The organism is Providencia sp. UF-224 (assembly GCF_058245955.1).
This window is the reverse complement of record NZ_JBSICC010000005.1, coordinates 90,786-113,672: the sequence shown is the minus strand read 5'-3', so window position 1 is coordinate 113,672 and position 22,887 is coordinate 90,786. Positions and strand designations below refer to the sequence as shown.

General features: G+C 42.7%; 18 protein-coding genes. 9 read left to right on the top strand and 9 right to left on the bottom strand.

Annotated features, from left to right (window positions below; genetic code table 11):
• Positions 1-3: 3 nt before the first annotated feature.
• The 3 genes from artP to AC4IFO_RS07060 all read right to left on the bottom strand — a co-directional run bounded on the left by artP (position 4) and on the right by AC4IFO_RS07060 (position 3,263).
• Positions 4-732: an arginine ABC transporter ATP-binding protein ArtP gene (gene artP / locus AC4IFO_RS07070; RefSeq protein ID WP_490733026.1), complete on the bottom strand. Its 729-nt coding sequence runs from the start codon at positions 730-732 to the stop codon at positions 4-6.
• Between the two features lie 98 nt (positions 733-830).
• On the bottom strand, positions 831-2,312 hold the full coding sequence (locus AC4IFO_RS07065; RefSeq protein ID WP_490733025.1) for a DUF2867 domain-containing protein: 1,482 nt from the start codon (positions 2,310-2,312) through the stop codon (positions 831-833).
• A 51-nt stretch (positions 2,313-2,363) separates the two neighbouring features.
• Complete coding sequence (locus AC4IFO_RS07060) at positions 2,364-3,263, bottom strand: LysO family transporter (protein ID WP_490733024.1); 900 nt, start codon at positions 3,261-3,263, stop codon at positions 2,364-2,366.
• A gap of 384 nt (positions 3,264-3,647) precedes the next feature.
• Here AC4IFO_RS07060 and AC4IFO_RS07055 point away from each other — a divergent pair, with 384 nt between their 5' ends.
• The 3 genes from AC4IFO_RS07055 to macB all read left to right on the top strand — a co-directional run bounded on the left by AC4IFO_RS07055 (position 3,648) and on the right by macB (position 8,512).
• Complete coding sequence (locus AC4IFO_RS07055) at positions 3,648-5,312, top strand: DUF2813 domain-containing protein (RefSeq protein WP_490733022.1); 1,665 nt, start codon at positions 3,648-3,650, stop codon at positions 5,310-5,312.
• A 148-nt stretch (positions 5,313-5,460) separates the two neighbouring features.
• Positions 5,461-6,567 carry a macrolide transporter subunit MacA gene (gene macA, locus AC4IFO_RS07050; protein ID WP_490733020.1) on the top strand — a complete coding sequence of 369 codons (1,107 nt, stop codon included), beginning with the start codon at positions 5,461-5,463 and terminating at the stop codon, positions 6,565-6,567.
• A gap of 1 nt (position 6,568) precedes the next feature.
• Positions 6,569-8,512 (top strand): macrolide ABC transporter ATP-binding protein/permease MacB, encoded by a 1,944-nt coding sequence (macB, locus tag AC4IFO_RS07045; RefSeq protein ID WP_490733018.1) that lies wholly within the window; start codon positions 6,569-6,571, stop codon positions 8,510-8,512.
• A 55-nt stretch (positions 8,513-8,567) separates the two neighbouring features.
• On the opposite strand, the gene AC4IFO_RS07040 is transcribed toward macB, so the two are convergent.
• Positions 8,568-9,989 (bottom strand): hypothetical protein, encoded by a 1,422-nt coding sequence (locus tag AC4IFO_RS07040; RefSeq protein WP_490733016.1) that lies wholly within the window; start codon positions 9,987-9,989, stop codon positions 8,568-8,570.
• Between the two features lie 463 nt (positions 9,990-10,452).
• On the opposite strand from AC4IFO_RS07040, the gene AC4IFO_RS07035 reads away from it, so the two are divergent.
• From AC4IFO_RS07035 to AC4IFO_RS07020, 4 genes are all read left to right on the top strand, one after another.
• Positions 10,453-11,799 carry a purine-cytosine permease family protein gene (locus AC4IFO_RS07035; protein WP_353243245.1) on the top strand — a complete coding sequence of 449 codons (1,347 nt, stop codon included), beginning with the start codon at positions 10,453-10,455 and terminating at the stop codon, positions 11,797-11,799.
• Between the two features lie 10 nt (positions 11,800-11,809).
• On the top strand, positions 11,810-12,643 hold the full coding sequence (locus AC4IFO_RS07030; RefSeq protein WP_490733014.1) for a nitrilase-related carbon-nitrogen hydrolase: 834 nt from the start codon (positions 11,810-11,812) through the stop codon (positions 12,641-12,643).
• On the top strand, positions 12,640-13,389 hold the full coding sequence (locus AC4IFO_RS07025; protein ID WP_490733012.1) for an IclR family transcriptional regulator: 750 nt from the start codon (positions 12,640-12,642) through the stop codon (positions 13,387-13,389). The genes AC4IFO_RS07030 and AC4IFO_RS07025 overlap by 4 nt, the downstream gene beginning before the upstream one ends.
• A gap of 232 nt (positions 13,390-13,621) precedes the next feature.
• Complete coding sequence (locus tag AC4IFO_RS07020) at positions 13,622-14,554, top strand: DUF1177 domain-containing protein (protein ID WP_490733010.1); 933 nt, start codon at positions 13,622-13,624, stop codon at positions 14,552-14,554.
• A gap of 78 nt (positions 14,555-14,632) precedes the next feature.
• Here the strand turns inward: AC4IFO_RS07020 and cspD are convergent, their stop codons facing one another.
• Positions 14,633-14,875, bottom strand: coding sequence for a cold shock domain-containing protein CspD (gene cspD, locus AC4IFO_RS07015; protein WP_490733008.1), 243 nt, complete (start codon positions 14,873-14,875; stop codon positions 14,633-14,635).
• 390 nt (positions 14,876-15,265) lie between these two features.
• Between cspD and clpS the strand changes: the two genes are divergently transcribed.
• Positions 15,266-15,586 carry an ATP-dependent Clp protease adapter ClpS gene (gene clpS, locus AC4IFO_RS07010; protein WP_206085439.1) on the top strand — a complete coding sequence of 107 codons (321 nt, stop codon included), beginning with the start codon at positions 15,266-15,268 and terminating at the stop codon, positions 15,584-15,586.
• Positions 15,587-15,617: 31 nt separating this feature from the next.
• Positions 15,618-17,903 carry an ATP-dependent Clp protease ATP-binding subunit ClpA gene (gene clpA / locus AC4IFO_RS07005; RefSeq protein WP_490733006.1) on the top strand — a complete coding sequence of 762 codons (2,286 nt, stop codon included), beginning with the start codon at positions 15,618-15,620 and terminating at the stop codon, positions 17,901-17,903.
• A gap of 62 nt (positions 17,904-17,965) precedes the next feature.
• On the opposite strand, the gene infA is transcribed toward clpA, so the two are convergent.
• From infA to cydD, 4 genes are all read right to left on the bottom strand, one after another.
• Positions 17,966-18,184, bottom strand: coding sequence for a translation initiation factor IF-1 (gene infA, locus AC4IFO_RS07000; protein WP_004244560.1), 219 nt, complete (start codon positions 18,182-18,184; stop codon positions 17,966-17,968).
• Between the two features lie 141 nt (positions 18,185-18,325).
• Entirely contained in the window at positions 18,326-19,027 is a 702-nt protein-coding gene (aat, locus tag AC4IFO_RS06995; RefSeq protein WP_490733004.1) for a leucyl/phenylalanyl-tRNA--protein transferase, read from the bottom strand.
• An 8-nt stretch (positions 19,028-19,035) separates the two neighbouring features.
• Positions 19,036-20,778 carry a heme ABC transporter ATP-binding protein/permease CydC gene (cydC, locus tag AC4IFO_RS06990; protein ID WP_490733002.1) on the bottom strand — a complete coding sequence of 581 codons (1,743 nt, stop codon included), beginning with the start codon at positions 20,776-20,778 and terminating at the stop codon, positions 19,036-19,038.
• A 2-nt stretch (positions 20,779-20,780) separates the two neighbouring features.
• A complete protein-coding gene (cydD, locus tag AC4IFO_RS06985; RefSeq protein ID WP_490733000.1) occupies positions 20,781-22,547 on the bottom strand; it encodes a heme ABC transporter permease/ATP-binding protein CydD in 1,767 nt (588 codons plus the stop codon).
• Positions 22,548-22,887 lie beyond the last annotated feature (340 nt).

The window sequence follows — 22,887 nt, the reverse complement described above, 5'->3', positions numbered from 1 at the left end:
CTATTAATGTGACAGATAATTTGCAAATGCGTCAGTTTGAGGTGCTGCGAAATGGCTAGCATCCCCCTGTTCTACGATATGGCCGTTTTCCATATACACCACACGGCTAGCGGTTTTGCGAGCAATCTCCACTTCGTGAGTGACGATCACTTGCGTAATGCCTGTCGCAGATAATTCACGAATGATATCTACAACCTGAGCGGTAATTTCTGGGTCAAGTGCTGCGGTTGGCTCATCAAATAACAACACTTTAGGTTCCATCATAAGGGCCCGTGCAATGGCAACGCGTTGCTGTTGACCACCGGACAAATGCAGCGGATAACGGTCTGCAAATTGGGATAAACGTAAACGGTCTAACAACTTAGCCGCTTTGGCATACGCTTCTTGTTTAGAGAGCTTTAAGACGCGGCAAGGGGCTTCAATTAAGTTGTCCATCACACTAAGGTGCGGCCATAAGTTATATTGTTGAAATACCATACCAACATTTTGGCGTAAGTCGCGAATAGATTTTGCATCCGGCGTGGATGAAAAATCAAATTGCTGCCCAACAATATTCAAATGACCGGAACGCGGCATCTCTAATAAATTGAGAACACGTAGCAGCGAACTTTTACCTGCGCCACTTGGCCCGAGTAATACCATCGTCTCGCCAGCAGAGCACTCTAGATTGATATCAAAGAGTGCCTGATGGGAACCATAGAAACAGTTTATGTTTTTTAATTGAATGCTCATGCTTACCAATAATATCCTTTTTAACTACCAGCGATATTAATCCTGTAAGCATATTTATGCAATAATTTCTGCATAAAAATTTGGTTTTTACGCTAAAATTAGTCAGATTTTTCGGTTGGATGAGCTGCTTGTTGTTGCTTTGCGAGTTGTTTATCCCGTTCAAACGCGAGATCGCTAATTCGCTTTGCCATCCCCTTAAAGATAAACAGGTGAGCAGGCATCATGGCAAACCAATAGAGTAGGCCACAAAAACCTGCGGGATGCCACCAAGCCCGTACATCGATAGAACGTCGGCTGCCACTGTCATGGATAGTAAAGGTTAAACGACCGAGCCCCGGCGCTTTCATGCCAAACAGTAAGCTGAGCTGCTTATTGGGTTCGAGGTTAATCACCCGCCAGCCATCAACTTCATCGCCAAGTTGCAGGTATTCTCTGTCAGGACGGCCATATTTTACTTTATTCAACATCATGTCATCCATGATGGCGCGGGTTTTCCACAGGCCATTGGCGTAAAAATAACCGTCTTTGCCGCCAATTTGCTGCACCGTATGCCAAAGGGATTCAGAACTCGCCGTTGTGCCGAGAGTTGAACCCGCTTGTTTTGGATAATAACCATAACCTGGACGCCAGCGCTTTCTCACTTCGGGGTCATAACCCCAATCCGCATTGTCTACCGCGTCCGCTTCCTCAGCTAATGTGGTTCTTACCGCATCATCAAAGGAAATTAACGTTTGCGGGATAAGCTCTCGTAGCGCTTTATCGTCAGCGGGAAGGTCGTGTTGTAATCCTTGAATCAGCTCTTTTGCAATAGTCGGCGGTACTGAGGTGATCAAGCTAATAAAATGCACGGAAATCATGCTAATCGGGATTGGGATAGGGATCAGTAAGCGGCGTTTGCCACTGACTTTGATAAATCGTTTGAATAGCTCTTGGTAACTAATAAATTCAGGGCCGCCTGCATCAAATATGCGGTTTTCATTTGTTGGCATTTTGGCCAATTGTGTTAAGTAATACAGGATATTCGACAGCGCAATCGGTGATGACTTAGAACGTACCCAGCGTGGTGGGGTCAGGATCGCTAAGTTGTAAACCATATCCCGCATGATTTCGAATGCTGCAGAGCCTGACCCAACAATAATTGAAGAGCGGATTTCAGTGACAGGGATATTGCTTTCACGCAGGATATCCCCTGTTAAGCGTCTTGCAATCAGGTGGGGGGAATAGGTATGCCCATGTTGGAGTGCGCTGAGATAAATAACGTGTTTAACACCTGAACCTTCAAGCGCTTGTTGAACATTACGCGCAGCGCTACGTTCCCGCTCAATCAGATTAGCTTGGTCGGCCATGCTATGAACGAGGAAATAGACAATATCGATTTCCTTCATGACATCTTTTAAGGTCTCTGGGTCATGCAAGTCAACAAAGATACAGCGCGTATCTTGCCAACCTTGAGAGAGCATCCAATCAACACGACGTGCAGCCGCAGTAACGTCATAACCTTGTTCAATCAGTTGGGGGATAAGATTCTGCCCAATATAGCCGCTAGCGCCCAACACTAAAACACGTTGTTTTTCTGTCATGTTAATTTCCTGTTTCACGCAAATTAACGGCTATTGTGACTGAAATTTTACCTATGTAAAGAAGGCCATAAGAATTGGCGTAATAAGACTAAGTACGAAGCCGTGAACAATGGCGGCAGGCACAATGGAAACACCGCCGCTGCGTTGTAAAACAGGAAGGGTGAAGTCCATTGATGTGGAGCCGCAAATGCCCAATGCGGTTGAGCGGTAGCGATTAATAATAAGGGGGATCAGCATGATGGCCGCTAGCTCGCGGGCTAAGTCATTAAAAAAGGCGGCGCTCCCCATTACTGGGCCATAGGCATCCGTTAGTACGATCCCTGTGAGTGAGTACCAACCAAAGCCCGAGGCGAGAGCCAACCCCATCTTAACGGGTAAGCCAAGCAATAATGCTGCCAGTGCTCCACCCGCTAACGCGCTTACACCCATTACAAAGGCAACCGTTGTCCCGCGGCGGTTAATTAAAATTTGTTTAATGCTCATTCCGCTGTTACGTAATTGAATACCAACCAATAATAACAACAGCATTAAAGCAATTTGGCTGCCTTTATCGGCATAATGTAGAAAATCAAAGCCTGTTAAGCCTACGATAAAGCCTAAAAGCAGGACGCCACACAATTGCAGGGATTCAAGCACCATTTTGATGCGTGATGGGGGTTTTTCTTGTTTATGTTGCGGAACTTTCCACGGGTCTAGCTTATCGAGTAATAACAGCGAGAGAACATTGAGGGAAAAAATACAGCCAAAAAAAGTAATGGCATAAATTAAGATAGAAAAGAGGTGTTCGCTTAAGTTTTCAAGCAGTGCAAGGGTGATCCCCATTAAAAATAAAATTACATACACCATCGAGTTTAGTGACTTGTGGACACGATGGAGCACCTGCTTGTTTTTAATAGGAATAAGATAACCGAGTGTTAACGGTAGAAGAATAATTAAGAGTCCTGAATACATCGCCGCATCCTTAGTGGTTATCCCATTAACTTGGTTAATATAAACAATGAGTTATATTTGTTTTTTTATTTGCGTTATTGAAAATTTAACTCGTCGTGCTAAAGCATTTTTTCCCTATATAATTTTATTATTGGTGACTGAATGAAAAATAGGTCAAAAACACTAAAAAAGAAAGTTTTACTATTTTATAACACTGCCATTGCTAGCTCAACTCAGTTAGCTATTTTGTTGTGAAGATTTTTTATTCTGCAGACATACTTATAGTAAAACCAGTGGTTAATCGATAAGCTCTAAATGTGCGTTTTGTCAGCAAAAATATTGATAATCTAAATGCAAATTGACGAGTTTAGAGTATATTAAAGAAAACATGACAAGGAGTGAGATATGTATCTGGAACGTGTTGAAATATACGGATTTAGAGGGATCAACCGCCTTTCTTTAGAGCTCAATAACAGTACTGTTTTGATCGGGGAAAACTCATGGGGCAAGTCCAGTCTCCTCGATGCGCTCGATTTACTTCTCTCACCAGAACATCAAGATTACCAATTTAACCTGCATGATTTTCATCACCCGATGGGGGACGATGCCTCCCGCTATCGCTCATTGCAAATCGTTTTAAAATTTTGTGAAAGGCATAAAGGCCGCCATCAATCTTATCGTTTTCATAATCTTAGTTCAGTTTGGGTCGACAATGGCGATGATCTAAAACACATCTTTTACCGAGTGAGTGCTGAACTGCGTGATGACAATACGATTGTGGTGGATAAAAGCTTTTTAAATTCAGGGGGAAATAAACTTTCTCTGGATAATGTAGGCAAATATATCAAGGAGATTGTTAGGCTATATCCTGTTATTCGCTTACGAGATGCGCGTTTTTTACAATCTCTCAACCCTGAAACTATTGTCGTCGGTGAAAAAGAATTTCGGGATTCATTTAATGTTCGAATCAAGGAATTAACCAGTGCCTTGGTGAATAATCCAGAGCGTTTAAGTGATGATGACTTAGTTGACGGTGTAGATGCTATGCAACAGTTATTAAGCCACTATTTTTCAGGGCAAAGTGCGCATATGATCAAGCTTAATGACAATATGGTGAATATTGAACCGCGTAAGCAAGGCTGGAAAGCGCTGGATAATATTAGCCGTTTGATTGCAAAACCCAACCAACGCAACATTCGTTTGATTATCTTAGGGATGTTTTCTTCATTACTGCAATCCAAGGGCAATATTCATTTAGATAAACATGCCCGCCCGCTCATTATTGTTGAAGACCCCGAAACACGGCTACACCCGATTATGCTATCGATTGCGTGGGGGCTATTGAGCTTGTTTGCGTTACAACGGATTACCACGACAAATTCAGGGGAATTGCTTTCTCAGGCTCCCCTTGAAGACCTATGCCGTTTAGTACGTGATACAAACAAAGTATCGGCTTATCGTTTAACGCAAAATGATTTAAGTGCGGAAGAACTGCGAAAAATTTCGTTCCATATTCGTTTTAACCGGCCGTCATCATTATTTGCACGTTGTTGGTTATTAGTGGAAGGTGAAACTGAGATTTGGTTGATGAGTGAGTTTGCCCGCCAATGTCATTATTACTTTGAAACAGAAGGAATTAAAGTCATTGCGTTTGCACAAAGTGGCTTGAAACCGCTATTAAAATTTGCCAATAAAATGGGAATAGAATGGCATGTTTTAACCGATGGGGATGAGGCAGGGCGTAAATATGCGGCAACGGCGACCCATTACGCCAATAAAATCAACTCACCTGATAGAGACCGCTTAACCATGCTCACCGCGCCAGATATGGAACATTTCCTATATCGCGAGGGCTTTAAAAGCCTTTATCATGAAATTGCGGATATTCCTGAAAATGCACGGGTATCGACACGCCGTGTGATTATCAAAGCGATTTCCCGAACGTCAAAACCTGACTTAGCTTTAGCCACGGTGAACCGTTCCGCAGAACTGGGGCCCGATAGTGTTCCATTACAGTTAAGAAGTATGTTCTCAAGGGTGGCATGGTTAGCGCGGGGGAAAGCGTATTGATAACGCATATGAATATATTGTTGATTGAATATTTATAGATAGCGGGTATTTATCTGTAGTATGTTTAATTAAACGATAACTTAAGTGATATAGCATAGTATTTCGAAGAGGGCGTCGCCCTCTTTTTAATTATAGGAAGTGAAGAACGATGAAGGTAAAACCGAAAAAAAAGTGGCCGATATACTTGGTGATATTAATTGTTGCTGTCGGTGCTGCTGCATTTCTCTTGAAAGGTGAGAAAGAAGAGGTTTTCCAAACCGTTGACGTGACCCGTGGCGACTTGGATAAACAAGTCCTTGCAACAGGTAAATTAGATGCTGTACGTAAGGTTGATGTGGGCGCACAGGTTAGCGGGCAATTACAAACCTTATACGTTAAAGAAGGTGATTACGTTAAAAAAGGCGATTTACTGGCGGTTATCGACCCGAAAAAAGCGCAGAATGATGTCACTGAGTCTGAAGCGACGACCCGTGAACTTGAGGCTAATTTATCGTTAGCGCAAGCTGAGTTGAAACTGGCACAACTGACATACCAGCGCCACTTGAGCCTCGCTAAATTGCAGGCTGTTGCACAGCAAGAATTGGATAAAGCCAAAACCGATGTTGATGTAAAAAAAGCGCAAGTTGCGACGTATCAGGCACAAATCAAACGTAACCAAGCCACGCTAGATACGGCAAAAACCAATTTAAAATACACACAAATCACCGCGCCGATGGACGGCATTGTCACGTTTATCAAAACGTTACAAGGGCAAACCGTGATTGCAGCGCAAGAAGCACCAACGATTTTAACATTAGCAGACTTAGACACTATGTTGGTTAAAGCGGAAGTGTCTGAAGCGGATGTGATTTATTTAGAACCGGGACAAGAAGCTTCGTTTACGGTATTAGGCGCACCCGATAAAAAGTTCTCAGGTAAGCTAAAAGACATTCTGCCAACCCCTGAAAAAATTAATGATGCTATTTTCTATTATGCACGTTTTGAAGTCCCTAATCCTCAGCATCTCCTAAAATTACAAATGACGGCGCAAGTTAAAATCGAGCTCGATTCACGTAAAGATGTGCTGATATTACCCCTTTCTGCGTTAGGTGATGAAGTCTCACCGCAAGTTTATGATGTAGAAGTGCTAGAAGGGCAAAAAGCAGAGAAAAAGCAGATTGAAATTGGTAGTCGCAATGATGTGTCGGTCGAAGTAATTAAAGGGCTGAATGAAGGGGATAAAGTCATTATTGGGCACAGTGGTTCGGAGAGTTAAGATGAGTGCACTCATTGAGCTCCAAGGGATCACTCGCCGTTATGGTGATGGTGAAAATGAAGTCACCGTTTTAAAAAACGTTTCTTTGCAAATTAATGCAGGTGAAATGGTTGCGATTATCGGTGCTTCTGGTTCAGGTAAATCCACTTTGATGAACATTATTGGCTGTCTCGATAAGCCGTCATCGGGGGAGTACCATATTGATGGGCAAAATATTGCACTATTAGATAACGACCAACTTGCGGAGCTTCGCCGCGAACACTTTGGTTTTATTTTCCAACGCTACCATTTATTAAGCCACCTGAGTGCTGAGCAAAATGTTGAAATCCCGGCCGTATATGCAGGTTCTGGGAAAGCCCAGCGGCGGGAACGTGCAGCGCAATTACTTCAGCGATTAGGGTTAGGTGAACGCGTTAATTATCGACCAAGCCAGCTATCAGGTGGGCAACAACAACGAGTCAGTATTGCACGCGCACTGATGAATGGTGGGCAAGTGATTCTTGCCGATGAGCCAACGGGGGCGTTGGATAGCCATTCAGGCGAAGAGGTAATGAAAATCCTCAAAGACCTTTGTGCTCAAGGCCATACGGTGATTATTGTCACACACGATCCAACGGTCGCCCAGCAAGCTGAACGTATTGTCGAAATCAAAGATGGCGAGATTATTCGTGACTCAGGTTCAAAAAACAGCAAGTTAGCCAAGCCGCTATCAAAAGCACCCGCAAGGAAATTGTCGCTAGGGCAGATTTACGGTCGATTTAGTGAAGCATTATTGATGGCTTGGCGTGCCATGGTGGTCAATAAAATGCGCACTTTATTGACCATGTTGGGGATTATTATCGGGATTGCTTCCGTGGTATCCATTATGGTCATCGGCGATGCCGCCCAAGGCATGGTGCTTAATGATATCAAATCGATTGGTACCAATACCATTTCGATTTATCCCGGCACTGATTTTGGGAGTGATGATGCGCAAAATCGACAATCCTTAAAGGCGTCTGATATTACTGCATTGGCAAAACAGCCGTATGTTCATGCGATTTCAGGTGAGCTAAATGGCTCAGCGCGGTTGAGAAAAGGAAATTTAGATGCCCCTGCTCAGTTAACGGGAATTGGTCGCGATTATTTTAATGTGTATGCCTCAAAATTTTCAGAGGGTATGAATTTCACTCAAGACATGGTGGACAGGCGTGCTCAGGTGGTCATTATTGATGCCAATACCAAGAGACGTTTTTTCCCAAAACAGGCCAATGTAGTAGGGGAAACCTTGCTTATTGGCAATATGCCAGCGACAGTGATTGGAGTGTTGGAAGAGCAAAAATCAATGTTTGGCTCCAGTAAATCCTTATCTGTTTGGCTTCCCGATACCACAATGAATAGCAAGATTTTAAATCGACCGTATTATGACAGCATTACGGTGCGCGTGAAGGAGGGTTATGATGCCAAAAATGTGGAGCAGCAACTAACACGCTTATTAACGTTACGTCACGGCAAAAAAGACATTTTCACCTACAACCTTGATACTTTTATAAAAACAGCAGAAAAAACCACCCAAACTATGCAGTTGTTTTTAACCTTGGTGGCGGTTATTTCACTGGTGGTCGGGGGGATTGGCGTGATGAATATCATGTTGGTTTCGGTGACAGAACGAACCCGCGAAATTGGTATTCGTATGGCAGTTGGCGCGAGAACCAGTGATGTGATGCAGCAGTTTCTCATTGAAGCGATATTGGTGTGCTTGATGGGTGGTTTAATGGGGATTGCCCTTTCTTATGGGATCAGTTTACTCGCTCAAATGGCGCTACCGGGCTGGACGTTCACGTTTGACCCTGTCGCCCTAATTAGTGCATTTGTCTGTTCAACGGCAATTGGCATTATTTTCGGCTTCTTGCCCGCACGCAGTGCCGCACGTTTAAACCCAATTGATGCATTAGCGAGAGAGTGATTTATTGATGGTTATTAGCCTCTGCATCCGCAATGTATGCAGAGGCGATGAGATATCAATGTTTTGAAAGTCGGTTTAATATCTGCCCCTTCCAATTGATATAGATATCGTTCCCCATGTAACTTGGGAATTCCTGCATAGAATTGTTAATTAAATCGACCGTTTCGTTGATATCGTTGAGTTCAGAATAAATTATGAAAATTCTTTTGCCTAAAGGGAGTTTAAGTATCAATTCATTGTTTTCTTGATAATATTCTTCAAAAGACAATGTTACATCCTTGTTGAGCTTAATCACTGTTTTGCTGTCAACAAGGTGCTTTTTAGTTAGATGATTTTTATAAGTTATAACAGGAAGGTGTAATTTTTTTGACGGTGTATTTGATTTTTGAAAGTTTCGAATATGCCCGATAAGTAAAGGATCAAATTTTTTTTCATACCCATTGTATGTTGGTATTCTCGTTAAAATATCAAAAAACTCTTTTTTAGATTCTGTTTGTATTAATCCTTTATTAGGTTCAAAAAAGCTAAATATATAACGGTTTTTAAGCATGTCATACCGACAAACAATAGCCATTGCATGGTCTGTTGTGCTAAACATGCAAGAAAGATCTTGTTTTTTCGTTATACAATTAGTTATGTCATGTTTTAAGTCTTCTAATGTGACTGCCTTTTCACGGTGGTAGATATTGTTAAATGAAAAAGCAGATTGATCACGATAAGGCGAAATTCCTAAGTTAACGTTCGTTGAGGCTGTTTCGCTCGCATAATGCAAGCCGCAATAGTTATAAGCAGCTTCAATAAGAACTTGCATCTCATAAGGAGTTAAGTTTTTTTTATGCCTAATTTTATTATAAATAGGCATCATTTCCTTACTATTGCCTGAAACAGGCATCTCTGTATTTGATTCTATCTTAGTATAGAAGTTTTTAATTAGTTCTTTTTCAATCTCAAAACTAATATTACATCGAGATGAGAAATGTATGTTTCTATCATTTTTAAACTTCTCTAAACACTGAAAAATATAATCAAATTGAGTGATATTTTCAGACCGTGGAGGTAACGTAAACGAATAAAGTTTACTGGCCATATTATAATAGTAATTGTAATAAGATTGGTTTATTTGCAAGTTAAATATATCAGTACAGAGATGACTGAGTACATTTTCTAGGATTGAGTTGTGTTCTACATTTAATTGATTAATAGGTTTTCTAATCTCATTGTAGGGTGACTCTATAGTTGTAAATGAATTTTTAGATGATTTTAGCAAGTTAATATAATGAGCCCCAAGCCCCTGTTTTTCATAAGCAATAAAAGTGTGAGATAGGCCTCTGCATATACCTTTTTTGCATGCATTTTCAATATTTTCAATACTTTTAAGCTGATGTATAAGCTTTCTTGCTACGTTTTTGTTTGTATATACATAACGTTGCAAATCAGATTGATGAAATTTTATGGGGTAGTTTATTTCAGTTGGCATTTCATGTTCCCGATGTTAACTATTTTTAGCACACTAACAACTCACCATGTCTATTTCTTTCATAAATCATTTATTCCAACCAAAGCTAAATTTCTTTCTTGCCGAGCAACATCGTACTCGGATACTCAAAATTGGAGTGAATGTTGCTATCTAGAAGGAAATTTACATCAAAGAATAGTCCTGTTTTATGGAACCGAGTTCCTCACTCCAATTCTGCTAATTAAACACGTAATTTTTAACCTATTCATTTATCGATAAAATTTTTTACTAGTACGGTATTTCCTCGCTCCGTGAAATATTCCATAATAAAAAAGTTATCTGAAAAGATAAATTCTGCTTGCGATTCGATATCGATCATGGATATTATCTGCATGTAGAATAAATGAAACCTAGTTCCATATAATGGAACAAATAATTAAAGCCAGTAAAAACTAAGCAAAGACAACCACACAGCAGGTGCAAAATGGCGAATAAAGCAGGTGAAGATTATTCTTTGGCTCGAGTACCCCAAAGTGCTCGTAGGCCGTTCTATGAAGTGTTAATTCTACGAATTGGCGCACTCGCTTGTGTTTCACAAGTGATGTTAGGTGCAGCCCTCGGTTACGGGTTAACTTTTTGGCAGGCGTTTTGGGCGACCATCCTTGGCTCTGTAATTTTACAGGTTGTCAGTTGGGGGCTCGGAGCAGCTGCATGCCGCGAAGGAATGTCAATCAGTCTACTATCAAGGTGGTCTGGTTTTGGAAAGTTAGGTTCAGCTCTTATTGGTGGCGCGATTGCCATCTCCTTGATGGGCTGGTTTGGCGTCCAAAATGGTTTCTTTGCGGATGGAATGTATAAAGCGACTAATGTGCTAACACCAGGGACTTGGTCACTTATTACAGGTATTGCGGTGACGATTATTACGGTATATGGGTATCGATTTTTATCTATTACCGCCAATATTTCAACGCCGCTCTTTTTATTCGCGTTAGGCTGGGCAACGTATAATTTATTATCGGGTCAGGATCTTGGTACGCTTATCAATGACACTGCCCCTGCCGGGTCTTTAATGACAATGCCTGCGGCAATCACCATGGTTGCAGGTGGTTTTATTATTTCAGCGGTGACCACACCAGATATTAGCCGCTTTATGAAAAAACCGAAGGATGTCTTTTGGATGACATTAATAGGCACATTTTTCGGTGAGCTTTTAGTCAATATGATAGCGGTACTGATGGCATTAGCATTACGTACTAGCCAAGTATTTGACTTGATGATGGCATTAACAGGTTTATTAGGTGCATCGATTGTTATCTTTGCCACTATAAAAATGAACGACATTAACCTGTATTCATCATCATTAGGTTTTTCAACACTACTTAACGCTATCTTTAATAAGCGTTTTGACCGTCGTTATTTAACGTGGGTGATTGGTGTCTTCGGTACGATTGCCTCCATGTTAGGTATTTTAGACAACTTTATTAGCTTTTTGATTTACTTAGGCATCGCTATCCCGCCTGTTGCAGGGATCATGGTTGTCGACTATTACATTTTAAAACGTGACCGCAAAGAGCTTGATATCACCCGTGAACAAGGCGTGTTGCCATCTAGCTGCGAAGCTTATAACCCTGTGACTCTCGTTGTGTGGTTGTTAGCCGTTATCGTAGGCTGGGGAACATCAGAATTAGGGCCATTCCATGCTGATTATGGCATTCCTGCACTTAACTCTTTAATTACAGGTGCGCTGGCTTATTGGATTGGCATGCGCTGGCAAGCGAAAGCAAAAGGTGTCGATACCGTGCATTTTCGTAAAGTGGCTCACTTAGATTAAGGAAAGCGCGATGTCAGGTAGCAAGGTCAAAGTTGCCCTTGCTCAGTTTGATTCTGAGCTGGGGAATAAACACGCTAACTTGCAGCGCATGGCGCTGTTATGCGAACAAGCGGCAGAGTCTGGGGCGAAGTTAATTTGCTTTCCAGAATTGGCCACAACAGGTTATCGCGGTGATTTATTGAAGACTAAACTGTGGGATCTTAGTGATTCTACAGGAAGTGAAACGTATCGTTTATTTAGTGAACTTGCAACGCGCTTAAATATCACCATTGTAAGTGGTTTTGTTGAACGTGGTGACTACCTTGGGGATATCTATAACGCGGTTGGCGTTTGGAACCCTGGTTGTGAAGGTATCAGCGGCGTATTTCGAAAAGTTCATGCCTTTGGCATAGAAAAACAATGGTTTAGTCGCGGTGATAGCTTCCCTGTGTTTGATACGCCAATTGGCAAAATTGGCATCATGATTTGTTATGACATGGGGTTCCCTGAAGTTGCGCGTATTCTCACACTTCAGGGTGCTGAGTTGTTAATCGCGCCTTCTGCATGGTGTGTGCAAGATAAAGACATGTGGGACATCAATACGGCGTCTCGTGCTTTAGAAAACGGGGCACATTTACTGGCGGTTAACCGTTGGGGCCATGAAGAGGATTTACACTTATTTGGTGGCAGCAAAGTACTAGGCCCTCGCGGACAAGTGCTTTGTGAAGCAACCTGTGATGGTGAAGCGTTGCTCATGGGTGAAATTGATTTTGTTCTACAAGCCCATACACGTTTAACCATTCCGTATTTACGTGATAGAAAACCGCAAGATTACGGTGTTCTCACTCAAGGTTTTGATACATGAGTATTTTAAACAGCGTCGTTGATGTTTATCAGTTATTTTTGCGTTCAGGTAATGAGCTTACCGTTACGACGTTAGTCAATGAATTGGGTATGCCAAAGAGTTCCGCATCTCGCTTATTAAAACAAATGTCGGAACTGGGGCTGCTAGAAAAGAAAAATAATGCGCCTATTTATCGTCCGGGCTTATTAATCATGGAATTAGCACACCGTGCACGTGGAATGAACCCACTGATTGATATGACGTTAGAAGCCCTTGATGAATTGACGAAAGACTCTGGGTTTACCAGCTATGTTTCGGCGCTCGATGATGAAATGGTGCGAGTTGTTCATGCACGTTTTGGCAATAGCATGTTGCAGGTGATCACACAACCGGGCACTCGTTTGCCAATTCTTGGCACTTCAACGGGGCGGGCTTTACTAGCGCGCTTACCATTACATGAAAGAGCAAAAATTATTGGCCGTGAAGACAAAGATTTGCAAGCGAAGTTAACAGAGCAAATGAATCTGATTAATGAACGCGGATGGGAGTTTTCCGTTAACGAGTCTGTAGCGGGGGTAGCTTCGGTGTCCAGTACGGTATTTGATCCCTCACTGAATACCTTGTACGCGTTATGTCTAAGTTTGCCAGAAACACAAATGAATGAACAGGTTATGGAGCAGCTGTCCACTAACCTATGCCGTAAGGCGTCTTACCTTGGTTGCATGGTCGGAGATCCTTATTGGTTGCAAAGAAGTACCAACAAGTAATGTTATGTCATGTAGTAAAAGTAAGTAGTGAAAGTAAGTAGCACACCATAAGTAGTTTATATTATTAGTTTTTTATTTTAAGTGCGTGAATACGCCTTCATCAGGAAAAATAAGGCTTTTTTAACAATTAAGCCTTAACTTGGGTGAAATGGAATTAAGCCGTATTTTGTGTGGTTTAATTTCAAAGTAGCCCTACAACCAAATAAAAATTATTAAAATTCAAGGAAGTACAATGAGTCTAAAGCAAACCCTTTGTGCGTATGAGCTAATTGATTGCGCAAGTGTTAAGGGGGAAGATGTTGTTGCATTGTTCAAGACTTTCCCAGCAATTAAAGTTTCTTCTAAAACGGTCAAAGACCTGAAAGGTCAAAGTGATTTTGTCCGTATTCTCATTCCCGGTACTCAGGGTAAATCTCAAGGTTATCAAGCGCCTACATTGGGTATTATTGGCCGCTTAGGTGGGATTGGTGCTCGGCCTTCATGTATTGGCGTGGTTTCAGATGCTGATGGCGCTATTGCTGCCATTGCAACGGCACTGAAATTAGCACAAATGCATGAAAAAGGAGATAAATTAGTGGGTGATGTGGTGGTTACAACCCATATTTGCCCTAATGCACCGACTCGTCCTCATACCCCAGTTGATTTTATGGACTCTCCTTTGGAAGATGCTACGATGAATCAACATGAAGCTATCCCTGAAGCGGATGCTATTTTATCAGTAGATACCACCAAAGGTAATAACTTACTGAATTATAAAGGTTATGCATTATCGCCAACCGTTAAAGACGGGTACATTTTGCCTGTTTCTGATGATTTAATTCGCTTGATGGAGTGGAGCAGTGGGCAGCGTGCGGTGACATTTCCTTTATCCATTCAGGATATAACGCCGTATGGTAATGGCCTTCATCATATCAATAGTATTATGCAACCTGCCGTGTCTACCTCTGCCCCAGTTGTTGGTGTAGCTATCTGTTCTGAAACCGTGGTGCCCGGTTGTTCTACGGGAGCAAGTCATGAGATTGATATTGCTGCTGCGGTGAAATTTATGATTGAGGTAGCGAAAGCTTTTACGCAAAAACAGTGTGATTTTTATGATGCGGAGCAATATGCGTTATTGACGTCACTGTATGGCAGTATGTCTCACTTACAAGCCTCTGGCCGTTAATACTATAAAATAGCCACAGTTAATTATTAACAGCATCAATATAATTGAAATAATTAACTGTGCTCTATTGCGCAAAAACTAATTTGATTCCGCCGTGTTTTCTGTGATTTCTTCAGATTCGAGCGGAATAATCATATTGGCATGATTACCTTTTGGCCCAATTGTCACACTAAATTGGACTTTTTGGCCTGCTTTTAGTGTCCTGTAACCGTCCATTTTGATGCAGGAATAATGAGCAAAAATATCCTCTCCACCATCAGCCGGGCAAATAAAACCAAAGCCTTTTGCGTTATTGAACCACTTAACGATACCCGTCTCCATATTTTATCCTTTAGGTTGCTAGTTGTGTTTTACAGACATGTACAAAATACACACAGAAACTAAGTAAATATACGCTGAAAATTGTTCGTAAAACATACTGTAGTAAATTGCATTCTAAGGTCAAGAGGGGAGTTTCAGGAATTATGGTAAAGTGGTAAGAATTCGATAAGCGCCAAATGTTATTTTCTGTGATATTTGATATAGCTCACAGATTGCTAAAGATAAGCGTTGAGGCGAGTGGCATGATACACTGCAAATGAAAGGCTTATTTGAGAAAAGCCATGAAAGAATTTAATGGTATAGTTTTATGTCACTATCATGTGGATTGATAGAAATCGTTGATAATAAAGACTATGCTTAATTTGAAGTTAAACACTGAGCAAGAAAGTAATGAGCGATTTTCTAGGCACATTTAAAACAGACGTCATATTCAAAGACGAAGTGGAACAAACCTTACAGCCACCGTCGATGTATAAGGTATTATTGAATAATGATGATTACACTCCGATGGATTTTGTTGTCGAAGTGTTACAAAAATACTTTTCTTTTGATGAAGAACGCGCTACACAGATAATGTTAGATGTGCATATTCAAGGAAAAGGAATTTGTGGGGTTTTTACCGCAGAGGTTGCAGAAACAAAAGCGGCGCAAGTCAATACATTTGCCCGTGAACATGAGTATCCTCTGCTTTGCACTATAGAGAAAGTCTGACCTGGCTTAATATCAATTTTGGGAGGTGCTTATGCTCAATCAAGAACTGGAGCTTAGTTTAAACGTAGCTTTTACGAAAGCGAAAGACAGTCGCCACGAATTTATGACTGTTGAGCACCTATTGCTGGCGTTACTGAGTAATATCTCGGCACGCGAAGCTTTAGAGGCTTGTAAGGTTGATCTTGTCGCTTTACGTCAAGAACTGGAACACTTCATCGCGCAAACTACACCCTTGTTACCCGAAAATGATAACAGAGACACCCAGCCAACACTCAGTTTTCAGCGTGTGTTGCAAAGGGCGGTATTCCACGTGCAGTCATCGGGGCGTAGTGAAGTTAGCGGGGCAAATGTCCTTGTCGCTATTTTCAGTGAACAAGAATCACAAGCTGCGTACTTATTGCGTAAGCACGATGTCAGCCGCTTAGATGTGGTCAATTATATTTCCCACGGTACAGTAAAAGGTGAAGAGTCGTCATCGTCAGATAACGACATGTCCAACAATAGTGCGCCGAATGAAGAGCCACCGGTCTCAGAAGACCATATGGACAACTTTACGACTAACCTGAACCAACAGGCCAAAAAAGGGAATATCGACCCGCTGGTGGGGCGTCAGGCCGAATTAGAGCGTACTATCCAAGTCTTATGCCGCCGTCGTAAAAATAACCCATTATTAGTGGGGGAGTCTGGCGTTGGTAAAACCGCGATAGCGGAAGGCCTTGCATGGCGTATCGAACAGGACGATGTGCCTGATGTCATGAAAGGTTGCACGATTTATTCCTTAGATATCGGCTCATTATTAGCGGGAACGAAATATCGTGGGGATTTTGAAAAACGTTTTAAAGCGTTGCTTAAAATGTTGGAAAAAGACCCGAAAAGTATTTTGTTTATCGATGAAATTCATACCATTATTGGCGCTGGAGCCGCATCGGGTGGGCAAGTCGATGCCGCAAATCTCATTAAACCACTGCTTTCAGGTGGGCGTATTCGAGTGATAGGCTCAACCACCTATCAGGAATTCGGTAGTATTTTTGAAAAAGACAGAGCCTTAGCGCGTCGTTTCCAAAAAATTGATATTGTGGAGCCGACACCAGAAGAAACTATCCGTATTATTAATGGGTTAAAGCCTAAATATGAAGCGCACCATGATGTGCGTTATACCGCGAAAGCCATTCAGGCAGCGGTGGATTTATCCATTAAATATATCACAGATAGGCATCTGCCAGACAAAGCGATTGATGTGATTGATGAGGCAGGGGCGCGTACGCGCTTAGTTGCGCCAAGTAAACGTAAGAAAACGATTGGTGTGCCTGAAATCGAAACGGTGGTTGCGCGTATTGCACGAATTCCAGAAAAAACGGTTTCATCGAGTGATAAAGATAAGCTCAAAACGCTTGATTCACGACTGAAAATGTTAGTGTTTGGTCAAGATAAAGCCATTGAAGCGCTCTCTGAAGCGATCAAAATGAACCGTGCTGGGTTAGGCTTAGAAAATAAACCGGTTGGTTCCTTCTTGTTTGCAGGCCCTACAGGGGTCGGTAAAACGGAAGTGACCGTGCAATTAGCCAAAGCGCTAGATATCAAATTATTGCGTTTTGATATGTCCGAATACATGGAGCGCCACACTGTCAGCCGTTTAATCGGTGCACCTCCGGGGTATGTCGGCTTTGATCAAGGCGGTTTATTGACCGATGCCGTGATCAAGCATCCGCACTCTGTGGTGTTATTGGATGAAATTGAAAAAGCGCACCCGGATGTGTTCAATATCTTACTGCAAGTGATGGATCACGGCACACTGACTGACAATAACGGCCGTAAAGCGGATTTTCGCAACGTGATTGTTGTTATGACGACGAATGCAGGGGTGCAAGAAACACAGCGCCGCTCGATTGGTTTTGCTGAGCAAGATAACAGTACGGATGCAATGTCTGAAATCAAGCGTGCTTTCTCGCCTGAGTTCCGTAATCGCCTTGATGGCATCATTTGGTTCAATTCACTGACGCCAGAAATTATCACTCAAGTTGTTGATAAATTTATTGTTGAGTTGCAAGCACAGTTGGATGAGAAGGGCGTATCTATCGAAGTGAGTGCAGCAGCACGTCGCTGGTTGTGTGAAAAAGGCTATGATAAAGCGATGGGTGCCCGACCTATGGCACGCGCAATTCAGGATAACCTGAAGAAACCATTAGCAAACGAATTACTGTTTGGTTCATTAACCAACGGCGGCTCTGTAAGTATCGGGCTTGATGAAAAAAGTAACACACTGACATACAGCTTCAGTAGCGTGCACAAGGCCTCTCCGGAGGATGCGGTATTCTGACATAATTAACCACAGGTGTATCATGCACCTGTGGTAATGTCAGGCCTTGCCTGAAGAGGTAATCAACGGCTACGGAAAATGATTCGGCCTTTGCTCAGGTCATAAGGGGTTAACTCTACAGTTACCTTGTCGCCTGTCAGGATGCGGATATAGTTTTTACGCATTTTTCCAGAAATATGAGCAGTCACCACGTGACCGTTTTCCAGTTCAACACGGAACATTGTATTTGGCAGGGTATCTAAAACTGTGCCCTGCATTTCAATATTGTCTTCTTTGGCCATCTAATCCTCTAAGTTTAATAACCGTGATTTTTAACGGGCAAGATAATGCCCAAAAACCCGCACTAAGTAAAGAAGTGTCGCATTTTAACGCAATCTTTATACTTATGTGAAGGAATAAAATTAATAATAAACCAATGTTCACTAGTCGAAAATTGGCGGTAATTCAATCGATTGCGGTATCCAGCAGGCGGGGTCTATCCCTTTGTCACGCCACCGATAAAGAATATGTAAAAAATCCCTACGGGATATTTCTTTTGCGCCGAGTGAGGCGGTGTGGTGGTTAAGTACCTGACAATCAAAAAGCTGCCCATTATAGCGCAAAAAATGAAAATAGAATGTAATAAAAGCAAATTTGGATGCATCATTCATTCTACTGAACATAGATTCCCCACAAAACAGGTGCCCCATGTTCACACCGTACAAGCCACCAACCAGTTTATCGCCATACCAAGCTTCAACTGAATGGGCTAACCCTTCATGGTGTAACTCAAGGTAACCTGCTTGCACTTCAGGCAGGATCCATGTTCCTTCTTCACGCACAGAACACGCGTCAATAACATCCTTGAAAGCATGATTAATAGTAATGCGATAAGTCTGCTTTTTTAATACTTTTTTCATCGAGCGGCTGATGTGTAAATCTCCCATCATTAAGACTGCTCGAGGGTCTGGTGACCACCATAAAGGCATCTCACTTGGATTGAACCAAGGGAAGATACCATCATAATACGCTGCTTGCAGCCTTTTTGATGAAAGATCTCCCCCGATGGCTAATAAACCATTGGGTTCCCGCATCGCTTCCGACACGGGAGGGAACAAATATGAGTCATCATCAAGTTGATACATACCGCGCCTCAGTGCGTTTTCTGAGCCCAATGGCGCTGACGGAATTGGTAGTATTGACCTTGCCTATCTAACAGCGCTTGATGGGTGCCTTGTTCGACAATTTTACCACTATCCATCACGCAGATGTTATCCATTTCTTCAAGACCTTGCATGCGATGGGTAATCACAATTAATGTTTTATCTGCACATTTTTCTTTTAACAGCGCTAAAATTTGCTGCTCTGTCTGTGCGTCTAGCCCTTCTGTAGGCTCATCCATCAGTACCAGCGGTGTGTTGTGCAATAATGCACGAGCTATGCCTAAACGGCGTTGTTCACCCCCAGACAACTGGCGGCCACCTTCCCCCATCCATGCATTAAGCTTTAATTCATTTTCAAGCAAATTGCCTAAACCAACTTGTTGTAAAACCTCATTCAGCTCAGCATCGCTAGCTTGCTCATTAGCTAATAATAAATTATTACGCAGCGTATCACTAAACACATGCACGCGTTGCGGTACAACCGACATGATGCTACGCAGCGATTTCTCACTAAATGCGTTAATTGGCTGACCATTTAATGTAATTGCCCCGCTATCGACATCCCATGCGCGGGTTAACAATTGTAAGAGTGTTGATTTACCACAGCCCGTTTTTCCAAGCAGAGCAAGGTGTTGGCCTTTGGTTAAACTCAACGACACATTATTGAGCACGGCAAAAGGCTGTTCAGGGTAGGTAAACGAAATATTATCGACCGTTAGGTTTTCCAATGTGGTCATTGGAGGGCTTTCACTCGGGAAAGTCACCTCAGGTTTTGCGGTCATTAATTGGGATACGCGGGTCGCAGATGCAATAACTTGCCCCATATGTTGGAAAGCAACGGCTACAGGACCTAACGCTTCAAAAGCCGCTAAGGCGCAGAAAACAAATAACGCAATCAAGGCTCCGGGTTTAGTGTCACCGCCAACATGCTCTGCTGCCATCCACAATAGCAAGGTAGCAGTCACACCTGACGCAAATAAAATAATGGCTTGGGATAACCCTGTCAGTGCTGCTTGTTGTTGCTGACGTATTTGCCAGTTGTTTTCAATTTGCCAAAGATTTCGGCGAAAACGTTCAGTGGCACCAAATAAGGTTAACTCAGCTTGCCCTTGCAGTGCTGACGTCAAAATCGTGCGGTAATCGCCGCGAAGTTCGGTCAGCTCACGGCCAATGGGTTTACCTGCGCGATAAAAAACAAATGGCATGGTGAATAGCAAGAACAACATCACGCCACCTAGCGTCCAAGCAAGGCGCGAGTCAAGGTAGCTTAAGCCAAAAATTAACACGAACGTGACGAAAAATGCGGTGATAATTGGTGATAAAACACGTAAATAGAGGTGGTCAAGTGTTTCGACATCAGCCACTAGGCGGTTCAACAGATCCCCTTGGCGAAAGCGGCTAATTCCTCCCGGTGAGAGTGGCAGTACTTTACTAAAGGCGAAGACGCGTAAATGCGCAAGGACTTTGAATGTCGCATCATGGCTGACTAAACGCTCGCCATAGCGCCCCGCAGTACGAAAAATTGCCGCACCGCGTACGCCAGCTGCAGGTAGCATGTAGTTGAAATAATACAGGCCTGGGAAACCTGCGATAGCCGTACCCGCTAAAAACCAACCTGAAAGTGTTAATAGACCAATACTGGCAAGTAGCGTCACAATTGCCAAAATGATCCCAAGAGTAATCAGGAACCAATGACGGCGGTAGAGGGCTAAGAAGGGATATAAAACTTTCATTATCAGAGCTCCTCACTGCGGTGGGCTAATAACTGGGCAAATGCACCTTCAGACTGGCTGAGTTGTTGGTAACTACCTTGTTGAACGATTTGGCCGTTTGCCATCACCCAAATTTGGTCGTAATCCACGGTTTCTTCTAATAAGTGAGTGACAAGCAACGTGGTTTGTTGCTCAGATAGCTGGTTCAGCGTCTGCATGACTCGTTGTTCACTATGTGAATCAAGGCTTGCTGCGGGTTCATCTAGCAGCAGTAGCCGCGATGGTTTTAGTAACACACGCGCGACAGCAACACGTTGCGCTTGCCCAACTGAGAGCCTCGCGGCGTAATCACCAAGGCGGGTATTTAAACCATCAGGTAAATGAGGTAAAAACTCGGAGACATAAGCCTTGTCGATGGCACTTTGAATTTCTGTCTCGGTCGCATTAGGTTTACCTAAGCAGATATTTTCAATGAGCGTTTGCTCAGGTAGGTGAGGGTTTTGCCCAACCCAGCCTAGCAATTCACGCCATTTATCAGGGCACAGCTCACGCAGTTCAATATCATTTACAGTCACTGAACCGTGGTAAGGCAAAAAGCCGAGTAATAAATTGAGTAATGAGCTTTTACCTGCACCACTTTGCCCAACGAGTGCGATACGTTGTTGTGGCTCGATGGTGAAGTTAAGTGGGCCTGCAAGGCGGACACCATCGTGGGATAAAATTTCGAGCTGATTGGCTTGAATGCGGATCGGTTCACCCGAGAGCGTTTTCGTCCCTTGCTGTGGCTTTTCTTCGCCATCGCTATTTAGCAGTGTTTCTAAGGTTTCAGCCGCGCCAACGGCTTGCGCTTTAGCATGGTAATAAGTACCCAGATCGCGAAGTGGCTGGAAAAATTCAGGGGACAGGATCAACGCAAGGAAGCCAGCAAACAACGTAACAGGTAAGCCATAGCTCCCAAAATTCATTTCACCTAAATACGAGAACCCGAAGTATACCGCGACGACAGCAATGGAGATCGAGGCAAAAAATTCCAATACACCAGAAGATAAAAATGCCATGCGCAGCACTTCCATGGTTCTGGATCGGAAATCTTCAGTTGATTCACGAATTTGCTGTATTTCGGCTTTTTCTCGGAAAAATAAACGAAGGGTATCAAGCCCCCTTAGTCTATCTAAGAAGCTACCGCTTAATCGACCAAGCGCAATGAAGTTACGACGGTTTGCATCAGCAGCCCCTAGGCCGACTAATGCCATAAAAATAGGAATTAAGGGCGCTGTGACAAACAAAATCATCGCTGCCGCCCAGTTAAATGGGAAGATGGCGATAAGGATCATGACAGGCACAATCCCAGCTAAATACATTTGAGGAAGGTAGCGTGAGTAGTAATCCTGCATATCTTCAATTTGCTCAAGAATAATGGTTGCCCAGCTTCCAGCGGGTTTGCCTTTAACCCATACAGGGCCGAGTTCTTGAAGTTTATCGAGTACGCGAGTACGAATTTCTTGGCGAACAACTTGACCACAACGAAAACCAACCCGTTCTCGAATGTAAGTCACTATGGCACGTAAAATAAATACGCCAATCAGAAGGCAAAATGGGGTCAATAGCTGTTCTCGCGGGGTGCCATCCATAATCAGGGCTTGAAGGATGACCGCTAAGAACCAAGCTTGAGCAATAATCAGTAATCCACTTACCATGCCTAATAGCATGGAGATCCGCAACCAGCGCTTAGCAGGTGCACTGTGTTGTTTTAACCAACGTACCAATTCAGTCTGTCTTGATTTATCCATAATGATTTAGTTAGCAGGTGTCGTTTTAATGTCATTGAGTATAGTTAGGTTATGAAAACCTAACAGCGTTTTGTCGTTCACTGTGAGTCAAATAACATCAGGGCGGTAAATGATGATCAAACAACGCATTTAATAAAAATAGTGAAAGCGGTGTTTTTGATCTCGACCTGTAATTCGATTATTACGCTACATCATAACAGCTTAAGTGGCAGATGTTGCATAATAAAAGTCGGTTATTTAAGGTGGAAAGTGCTTTGTTATCAAATTGTTCTGTAAAGGTAAAATGAATATTTCAATTCAGAACAAAATCTAAAAGTGGTGGAATGCTACCGTATTTTCA